Source organism: Burkholderia sp. Tr-20355, from assembly GCF_017104685.1.
Lineage (GTDB): Bacteria > Pseudomonadota > Gammaproteobacteria > Burkholderiales > Burkholderiaceae > Burkholderia > Burkholderia seminalis.
Map to the genome: position 1 here is coordinate 1 of NZ_JAAGPK010000346.1, position 2201 is coordinate 2201.

Annotated in this window: 1 pseudogene; it reads right to left on the reverse strand. The window is 72.0% G+C overall.

The window, feature by feature from the left end:
* Positions 1 to 2077 (reverse strand): annotated as a pseudogene (locus G3N62_RS35175) (KR domain-containing protein); the annotation flags it as partial.
* Between the last annotated feature and the right edge of the window lie 124 nt (positions 2078 to 2201).

Genomic DNA, 2201 nt, shown 5'->3' on the forward strand with positions numbered 1-2201 from the left:
TCCTGACCTGCGCGATGCCGCCGCGCCAGTCCGCGTCGGGCAGCAGGTCGCCGCGCCAGATCGCGCACACGGCCGGCCGGACCGCATCGTCCTGCCCGTCGTGCGGCAGCGGCACCGTCGTCCCCGCGGGCGGATGACCGCGGTACACGAACGTCGCATCGAGCAGCACGCGGCCGGCGAGCGACGCGCACCGCACCGTCACGTGCCAGCCGTCGCCGGCCGTGCGGCCGGTCACGTCGGTGTCGAGCGCGAGGTCGCCGTGCGCATCGAGCGCGTCGGCGAGCGCATCGAGCGCGATCGTCACGTCGGCGGCTTCATGGAGGTAGGCGCGCTCGCCATCGGGCGGCGCAACCCAGTCGGCCACGACGCGCGCGTGTTCGAGCAGCAGCGACGCGGGCACCGCCGCGCGGCCGCTGAAGCGGAATGCGCGCGTATAGGGCGCGCCGGCCGCGCGATAGCGCGTCGAGAAAAACGCGAACGGCCGGAATCGCCGCGGCTCGCCCGCGTGGTGCCGGCGCGTCGCGAGTTCGCCGAGATTCGGCAAGCCGTCGACCGCATCGAAGCCGCGAAGCTGGATCGGCGTCAACGCACGGCCGACGGCGCCCATGTACATCGGTTCGCCGTCGCCGGGGGCCGCGGGCAGCGTGGGCGGCGCGAGCTCCGCCAGCCAGTGCCGAACGCCGTCGGCGATGCGCATCGGCGTCACATAGCGCCGCGTGACGGCGAGGTTCGTGATCATGCCGACGCCGTCCCACGTCGGCCACACAAGCGTTTTCACCGCGCGCCCGGGCGCATCGCGGCGCGCCCACCAGCCGAGCCGCGCGAGCGCCTCGTTCGCGGCCGCGTAGTCGGTCTCGCCCGTCATGCCGCCCCAGCGGCCGGTCAGCGAGCCGACGTTGACGAAGCAGTCGACACGCGGCCGCTCGCGCACGGCCGCGTACAGATTCATGAAGCCGAGCACCTTCACGCGCGCGGTACCGACGAATTCGTCCGCGGACTTGCGCGGCAACCGCACCGGCTGGTCGATGCCGGCGTTGTGGATCACGCCGCGCAGCCGCGCGCCGAATGCGTCGCACAACGCGCGCACGGCGTTCGCATCGGTCACGTCGCATACCGCGTAGCGTACCGGCAGGCCGAGCGCGGCCGCGGCGTCGAGCGACGCCTTCAGCTCGCGGCGCCGTTCGAGTTGCTGCAGCGTGTGCCGGATCGCCTTGGGCGGCCGCTCCGGCGTCGCCTGGCGCAGCAGGTCGAGCCCGTAGCGCCTGAAGCCCGCATCGTCGAGCGCGAGCCACGGCTCGTCGCCGGCCGGCGGCGCTTCGCGACCGGTGACGATCACCGTGCAGCGATACTGCTTCGCGATCTCGCAGGCGGCCAGGAACCCGATACCGCGTGCGCCGCCCGAGAACAGCACGACGTCGTCGGGGCCCCAGTCCGGCGCCGCTTGCGCCGGCAGGTCGTCGCGGGTCGCGACGAGCGTGTGGCGGCGCCCGCCACGATGACCGACCTCGAAGCGCCCCCAGCGATACAGCTCGCGTGCGATCAACCCGTCGACGCGGCCGGTTTCGTCCGGCGCGATGTCCAGCACGCGCACGTTGCAGTTCGGCAATTCCTGCGGCAGCGTCTTCGCGAGCCCCGCCCACAATCCGCCGAGCGGCTGGACGAGCGTGTCGTCGCCGTATCCCATCAGTCCATCCAGCCAGGTCACGGCGAGATAGAACAGCCGCGACGTCGCTTCCTCCTGCACCCAGTCGCCGTAGCACGCCTGCAGCAACGCGACCGTGCGGCGCAGCGGCGCTTCCCACTGATCGCGCACGTCGAGCGAGAACGGTGCCTCGACGCCGAGATCGACGATCCCGTCGAACGGACCCGACTGTGTAACGAATGCGTTCGCCGCCGCCGGATCGACGCCGTCGGCCGGGGCAAACACCACCGGCTTCGCGCAGGCGCGCGCGAGCGCCGCCACCACGCGCTCGACCGTGCGGCCGCGGCCGTTGACGATCGCGATCCGCTTGCCGCTCAGTTCGGCCGCCGGCCGTTCCGGCAGCGGTTCGATCTCGACCGGCCGCCACGTGAAGCGGTGGGTCGGGGATCGGAAGAGCGTCGGGTAGGGAAGGAGGGGTACGGGCAGTTGAGAACATGCGGGATGCCGTATGATCAGAAAGATACGAAGCGTTAGGTCAGTCACGAGATACCGAGTCGTA